This window comes from Acinetobacter sp. YH12058, assembly GCF_013419805.1.
In the GTDB taxonomy this organism is placed as follows: domain Bacteria; phylum Pseudomonadota; class Gammaproteobacteria; order Pseudomonadales; family Moraxellaceae; genus Acinetobacter; species Acinetobacter towneri.
In genome coordinates, this window is the sequence record NZ_VOZL01000038.1 from 1 (window position 1) to 7,113 (window position 7,113).

Genomic DNA, 7,113 nt, shown 5'->3' on the forward strand with positions numbered 1-7,113 from the left:
AATTTAAACCAATCAATCAATGAAATATTTTCGATCAATCAATCAGTAAAAATCCACACAAGTTGTTCTTCATAATCTCTTAATGATCTTCTCGATGCTTCGTCAGCATCAAGCTAGGTCGGCTATACTACTCTCTATTTCCATAAAGTCAACATGCAATGTTGATTTTATTTTCAAACCCATCTACTCAAAACAAACTCAATTAATCTTAAATCAATCAACCAAGCTATTGTTTTTCAACAAGTTTTTATCAACATCGCCGCCGATGGATGTGCATTATAGGCCAAATATTTTGCCATGCAAGGCTTTTTGTAAAAGAAATATATCGAGTGTTTATTTTATAAACCCCAAAACAGATAAGCCACTGTTTTGTCTCATAAATTTATTTTAATAAAAATCTGTGCAATTCTTCAAAATACAATCACAAGATTTAATCTATTGTTTTATATGAAATTATTCTAATAAAAAAGTAAAAAGCAGAGCCTAAGCCCTGCTTTTGGTTTAAATAAAGTTCAAATTAGAACTTCATACTGATACGCGCCCAATAGTTACGGCCAATATTGTTAAATTGCTCATTCGCAGCAAAACCCAAACCCGCATTACCCATTTTGTTTAGATGCTCGGTATAAGTTTTATCCAGTACGTTATCAATACCCACAGACACATCAACACTTTTATTGAGGTTATAGCTGCCGTTTAAAGACAATACGCCAAAGCCACTGCTTTCTTTCACATCATAGCCCACGATATTACCTTCACGTTCGCTAATACGACTTTGACCATCAACAACACGTAATAATGCACCTAAAGTATATTTATCCTGAACATAGCGCAGGTTTAAACGCCCTTCCAAAGGTGAAATTTGTGGCAACGGCGTATTGTCCGCAGTGTTTTCACCCCACGCATACATGGCACTCACATCAGCCTGTAAAGCATCGGTAAATTGATAAGCAATACCAACTTCTGCACCTGCAATCGTTGCATCCACATTGCGAGTATGCGCCTCTAAAGGATTTTCTTTACTCTGAGGCTTGTTTTCATCTCTCAGTTTGTAATTCGTCAAAATATAATCATTAATTAAACCTGCATAAGCCGATGCCCAAGAGCTGAATGCACCATGTTCATGTTGATAGCCAAAGTCCAATTGAAGGGTTTTTTCAGTATCAATGTGATTAAACGTATTTTTATTTCCGTTACCCGACAGAGGACTAAACAATTCCCAATAATCAGGCATACGCTCTACATAGCCCAAACCGACATAAGTTTTAGCATCATGGTGCGGATGTTGATTTTCCAAACGAATAAAGCCACTTGGCAAAGTTTCTTTACGTTGTTGAGCTGTTTGCACTGCGTCTACTTCAATTTGATCAATACGCACACCTGTGACTAACTTGTTTTGATCGTTGAATTGATAACCAAGCTCACCAAAACCTCCTATAGATTGAAACTCCATATCCACAGTACGAGGCAAATTTTTATAGCTGTTCATTCTGCCTTTACGACCACTATGCTCATTATTTTGAGTATCAACACCTGTCACAAAGTCAACTTTATCCCACTCATGTGTCACCGCCATACGTGCATTCAACGTTTTACGTGCCACATTATTTGCCATAGGATGCATCATCCCCCCTGCAGGATTGAACGCACGCAGACTAAAGTTATCCATCACGTGATCGTTAAAACTATAATTCACCTGTGCTTCAATTTTCTTAATCACATCGGTAATATTTTTCTTTTCTACACGTAAACCTAAACTTTCACGGTCAAATTCAGCACCATCCATTGTACGGCCCGCATAAACCACTTCAGCATCACCACGACCACCTGTCAGTTCTAGCCAAGTGTTTTCATCGGGTGTCCAACCTAAAGCGACATCAGCATTCCAACGCTCCCAATCCGAAGGAACAGTTGTACCATTGCCATCTTTATAGCTGTCTGCTACAGAACGGTTGGCGTTTAAACGGATGTATTTCTGCTCATCACCCGCAGCCGCTTCAACATTATGATCTAAACGGCCAAATGACCCCATCAAGACACTGGCTTGGCCACGATAGTTTTGACCTTCACCAAATTGCTCAGGCTTACGCTCAAACAATACCGTTGCTGCCGAACCTGTGTTGGCATATTGCACCGTTTGCGGGCCTTTAATGACGGTAATTTCATCAAAACTTTCTGGTGAAATATAAGAGGTTGGTGAATCCATACGACTCGGGCATGCACCTAAGTTTTCAGAACCATCGGTTAAAATTTTAATACGTGAACCAAACATGCCGCGGAAGGTCACATCGCCATTGGTACCCGCACCACTGTTGACAGCACTAAAGCCAACTATGCTTTGCAAATAGTCTGCACCATCTGTGGCTGGAATCGGCTGAATGGGTTGTTTTGGATTAGCACGAACCACCAAACCATTGGCATCATTGCCCTGTTGTGCGGTTGCAACAATAGGCGCAAGACTATGCGTATTCGCAGACAGCATACTTTGATCGGCAAACGCACTTGCTGAATAGCAGGCAACACAAACTGCAGCCGCAATGGGCTGTAATAAAAATTTAGGCTGAGCCATTTTATTTCTCACTTCAAAACATAAATACAGTTAGGGTCAAAGCAGACCCGAAAAACATTGAATTTATGCAAAGTGAGGTGGAGCACGTCCCTGCGGAAGTAAAAAGAGTTGCTGAAGTGCAAACCAAACGTGTTGAAAACGTTTTTGGAAAGCCAAAAGACGTACCTGAATGCGATCAAGCACTTCTTTAAGCTCTAATTCAGGTGGCAAGACCAAGTTGCCATAGACCGTACAATACTGACATTGGTGTGAAGCATCGTGATGATGATGTCCATGCTGTGCAGTCAGTTGTTGATCATCAGCTTGCGATGTAGATGAATGTGCAGTATGCGAAGAATTTGTATGCACGGCGTGGGCTTGTGGCAACAAAAGTGCACGCGTGATGGTTTCACAGACTGGCGCAACTTGATATTGCTCAGGCAGCAAAGGCTGTAAAAATACAGCAATCTGTAAAAAAACTGCGATAAATGAAAGCAGTAAGCCACTACGCAACAACAAAAACATCTATCCTGAATTTGTGTGGCGCAAGTATAACAAAGCCCAATCGAAATTGGGCTGATTTTTATGCTTTGGTCTAAACATGGACAACTAGATGGTTGTTTGTTTTAACGCTTCACAGCAACTTTTTCTTTCTGACGCTGGCGCACTACTTTTTCCACTTTTTCACGGGCACGCTGTCTTTTGAGTGGTGATAAATAATCGACAAATAATTTACCATTTAAGTGATCCATTTCATGTTGGATACAAACAGCGAGAAGTTGATCTGCTTCTAGCGCAAAGGATTGACCCTCAAGGTTAATCGCTTCAATTTTTACACGTGACGGACGCTCAACTTTGTCGTATATTTGAGGCACTGACAAACACCCTTCTTCATACGGTTGGGTCTCTTCAGTCAATGGGGTAACTTTGGGGTTAATGAAGACCATGGGTTGATCTTTATTTTCAGATAAATCCATGACAATCAGCTGAATATGATGATCTACCTGTGTCGCAGCTAGACCAATTCCTGGTGCGGCATACATAGTTTCAAACATATCTGCAGCAAGCTGACGAATTTCGTCGGTCACTTCTTCGACGGGTTTGGCAATGGTACGCAAACGGGGATCCGGGAAACTTAAAATAGGTAATAAGGCCATGGGACGTCCTCACTTATATGCCATTGATCAAAAAACCGAATGAAGGAATGCTTCATCAAAAAAATGTGTGTAAGATCGTTATTATAACGCAACTACATACATAATTTTAGGAATTATGATAATGAAAAAGGTTTTGACAGACACATCCTCTTTTCGTGTCTTGGGGTTTAAAAAGCAAGTTTTAGCACTCGCAGTATGTCTCACAGTGGGACTTAGTGCGATCAGTGTGGCTGAAGCAGCACCTGCACGAAACATCAATCCGCCTGCCTTAAAAGCCAGCGCACCAAATGTGTATGTGGTAAAAAAAGGCGATACCTTATGGGATATTTCCAAAAAATTCCTGAACAATCCATTACGTTGGCCTGAAATTTGGGCAAGTAACCGTCACGTAAAAAATCCACACTGGATTTTCCCAGGTGACCGTTTGTTGATGTGTACCTATGAAGGTCGTCCAATTATTGGTAAAGATGAAGGCGATGGCTGTGAAGGCATTATTCGTCGTTATGCAGGCAAGAGCACCAATTTACAGCCGCAAATTCGCGTGGAGTCTTTAAATAATACCATTCCTGTGATTCCACTTGACTACATCAAACACTGGTTAGAGCGCAGCAGCATTATTGCCGCAGATGCGTTACAAGGCACACCATATATTTTAGGTACTTCTGATCAACGTGTTTTAGCCGCTAAAGGTCAAAGTGTGTATGCGCGTGGTACAGGTCTGGAAGTAGGTCAACGCTACGGTGTATATCGTGAAGGCGAACCGTACATGCTGACCGATGCCAATGGTCAAAAATTCAATGCAGGCATTGAACTCACTCAAGTTGCTGCAGGTATTGCAGTACGTGGTGAAAATGACATCACCACACTTGAATTGACCGATACCTACAATGCCGAAGTGCGTCGTGGTGATCGCGTCTTACCAATTTATGACCCAATGCTGCCAACCTTGTTCTACCCAACGCATGCTGAAAATGTCAGCACAGGTGGTCAGGTGCTACGTGTGATGGGTTCGATTGGTACTGCAGCAAAACACAGTGTTGTGGCAATTGATCGCGGTACATTACATGGCGTGCAATCTGGTCATGTGTTTAGCGTAGCGCAAAAAGGCGAAGTGGTCACCGACCCGAAAACCAAAGAACGTGTTCAGCTTCCAGGCGAACGTATTGGCAATATCATGGTCTTCAAGAGCTTTGACCACATTAGCTATGCCTATGTTTTAGACAGTGAATTACCAATTAAAGTCGGTGCGAGCTTACAAGCACCACGAATGGACGACTAAAACGGTTTAAGATGGTGATGTTGAATTCATTCAGCCCACAGCAAATCAACTACATTTTGTTGTGGTATTTGGTTCAACATTCACTGTCTAGTTTTTCCAAACTCGTACAACATTATGGTTCCGTGGCTGCCGCAGTGCAGCCCGAACACCTCCTCACATGGTCAGATGTGCGCATTCATGCCAACCATCTACAACGCGCCAAAGAATATCTCAGCCCAACAGGGCAACTCGCCTTTGAACAATGTCTGAATCAACTGCAACAGCAGTGCGATTTTATTCTAACTTTGGACGATGCGGACTATCCCAATCAGTTACGACCCTATTCCAACAAGCCACCCATTTTATTTGGGCAAGGCAATGCACAGGCTTTGTTGCAAGCGCAAATTGCGATTGTCGGCAGTCGCAAAGCCAGCCCGCATGGTCGGCAAGTGGCTTATGATTTTGCTTATTATTTAAGTGAACAAGGATTCTTTATCAATAGTGGTTTGGCACAAGGTATTGATGAAGCTGCACATCAAGGTGCTTTGCAGCATCAACGTACCATTGCAGTCATGGGCACAGGTTTGGACAGCACTTATCCAAGTGCACATCACAGCCTGCGCCAACAGATTGTGGAATGTGGTGGTGCCGTGATTACGGAGTTTTTACCGCAGACCAAGCCCTTGCAGCAACATTTTCCACGACGTAACCGTATTGTCAGTGGATTAAGTTTAGGCGTGATAGTTGCTGAAGCCAGTTTAAATAGTGGCTCGCTGATTACCGCGAAACTAGCAGCGGAGCAAGGCAAATTGATATTTGCCATTCCTGGACATATTTATAGTGAATTTCATCAAGGTTGCCATCAATTGATTCGTGAAGGTGCAATTTTGGTCGACCATCCTGAACAAGTGATTGAGGATTTAGCCCTGCCAACCCAATGGCAATATCAACAAAACCAAATAGCATCAAGCCAAAATCAGACTACAGCAGCTTCAACAAAAGCAAAATTATCTACACCACCGACTGAAGCAATACTTCAAACCACCACAACAAAAACAGCAGATACAAGTACACCGCATATTCCCGAGCATTTATTGGCACTGTATCAACAACTGGATTGGGTCGGACAAAGCATCGATCACTTGGCACAGCAACTGAATTTAGATATTGCCACACTCACCAGCGCATTAATGGAACTGGAACTCATGGGCTTCTGTTTACAACAATCAGGTTTATATCTGCGTTGTCGTCCACTCAAATAAGGTTCACAATAAGCGCCTATTTCACGTTTCTGTTTAGGTAAAACTCCCATGATTACAACTTCTGTCACCGAAGCCGCTGCATGTCTACAACAAGGACAGGTACTGGCCTATCCTACAGAGGCGGTTTGGGGATTGGGATGTGATCCATATAATCAACAGGCATTTTTGGAAATTTTGCGTCTGAAACAGCGTCCGATTGAAAAAGGTGTGATTTTACTGGCAGGACATCTGTCACAAGTAGAGCATTTGCTGCAGGATTTAAACCCCGAAATGCGAGATCGCGTAATTGCGTCATGGACGAATACTTATCCCACAGATCGAGCAACCACCTGGCTATTACCCAGCACAGCCGCAATTCCAGAGTGGATTACAGGTCAACACCCCAAAGTAGCGGTGCGCGTAACCAATCATCCTTTATGTATGGCGTTATGCCATGCCTTTGATGGCTTTATTGTATCGACCAGTGCCAATCCTGCGGGACTTGCCCCTGCACGCTCTTTGCAAGAGACAACGCAATATTTCCATCAACAATTGCACTACTTAAATGGTGATTTGGGTTTAAGCCAGCAACCTAGCCGTATTTTAGATGCAGAGAGTGGGGCAGTGATTCGCGCCTAGCTTTAGACAAATTTTAGTTGACATCCTCCCCGACCTAAAGGACGGAGATTCCTACTGCTAGACGCTCATGTCCGAGCGCAAGAATATTCAGTGCGGAATTTACATCCCGATCATGGAGCGTACCGCACTCCACACACTGCCACTCTCTTATTCCAAGTCCTGCTCTACCTTCCGGACTACTGGAGCGTGAGCCACAGCACGAACAAATTTGGGTGGTATAGGCTTCATTGACTTCTTCATAACATACCCCTGCGTTCTCGCATTTATACT

General features: G+C 42.9%; 7 protein-coding genes. 3 read left to right on the plus strand and 4 right to left on the minus strand.

Features of this window, described 5'->3' with window-relative positions:
* Nucleotides 1–517: 517 nt before the first annotated feature.
* The 3 genes from FTU09_RS13250 to def form a co-directional block, all read right to left on the minus strand.
* Entirely contained in the window at nt 518–2,569 is a 2,052-nt protein-coding gene (locus FTU09_RS13250) for a TonB-dependent copper receptor (protein ID WP_180080530.1), read from the minus strand.
* Nucleotides 2,570–2,632: 63 nt separating this feature from the next.
* Nucleotides 2,633–3,067 (minus strand): DUF2946 family protein, encoded by a 435-nt coding sequence (locus tag FTU09_RS13255; RefSeq protein WP_179991667.1) that lies wholly within the window; start codon nt 3,065–3,067, stop codon nt 2,633–2,635.
* Nucleotides 3,068–3,174: 107 nt separating this feature from the next.
* On the minus strand, nt 3,175–3,705 hold the full coding sequence (def, locus tag FTU09_RS13260; protein WP_180062534.1) for a peptide deformylase: 531 nt from the start codon (nt 3,703–3,705) through the stop codon (nt 3,175–3,177).
* 121 nt (nt 3,706–3,826) lie between these two features.
* On the opposite strand from def, the gene FTU09_RS13265 reads away from it, so the two are divergent.
* Genes FTU09_RS13265 through FTU09_RS13275 form a run of 3 tightly spaced genes read left to right on the plus strand, consistent with a single transcriptional unit; the run spans nt 3,827 to nt 6,843 of the window.
* Nucleotides 3,827–4,984 carry a LysM peptidoglycan-binding domain-containing protein gene (locus FTU09_RS13265; RefSeq protein ID WP_180060777.1) on the plus strand — a complete coding sequence of 386 codons (1,158 nt, stop codon included), beginning with the start codon at nt 3,827–3,829 and terminating at the stop codon, nt 4,982–4,984.
* A gap of 17 nt (nt 4,985–5,001) precedes the next feature.
* Nucleotides 5,002–6,225, plus strand: a complete 1,224-nt coding sequence (gene dprA, locus FTU09_RS13270; protein WP_104853275.1) for a DNA-processing protein DprA — start codon at nt 5,002–5,004, stop codon at nt 6,223–6,225.
* Between the two features lie 48 nt (nt 6,226–6,273).
* A complete protein-coding gene (locus FTU09_RS13275; protein WP_004970120.1) occupies nt 6,274–6,843 on the plus strand; it encodes an L-threonylcarbamoyladenylate synthase in 570 nt (189 codons plus the stop codon).
* A 34-nt stretch (nt 6,844–6,877) separates the two neighbouring features.
* On the opposite strand, the gene FTU09_RS13280 is transcribed toward FTU09_RS13275, so the two are convergent.
* A partial coding sequence (locus FTU09_RS13280) for a zinc ribbon domain-containing protein (protein WP_180051344.1) occupies nt 6,878–7,113 on the minus strand: 236 nt, incomplete at its 5' end.

Bases quoted from the DNA above. Each gene is read 5' to 3' on its own strand.
- FTU09_RS13250 (WP_180080530.1), bottom strand. From the start codon at position 2,569: ATGGCTCAGCCTAAATTTTTATTACAGCCCATTGCGGCTGCAGTTTGT.
- def (WP_180062534.1), bottom strand. From the start codon at position 3,705: ATGGCCTTATTACCTATTTTAAGTTTCCCGGATCCCCGTTTGCGTACC.
- FTU09_RS13265 (WP_180060777.1), top strand. From the start codon at position 3,827: ATGAAAAAGGTTTTGACAGACACATCCTCTTTTCGTGTCTTGGGGTTT.
- dprA (WP_104853275.1), top strand. From the start codon at position 5,002: ATGTTGAATTCATTCAGCCCACAGCAAATCAACTACATTTTGTTGTGG.
- FTU09_RS13275 (WP_004970120.1), top strand. From the start codon at position 6,274: ATGATTACAACTTCTGTCACCGAAGCCGCTGCATGTCTACAACAAGGA.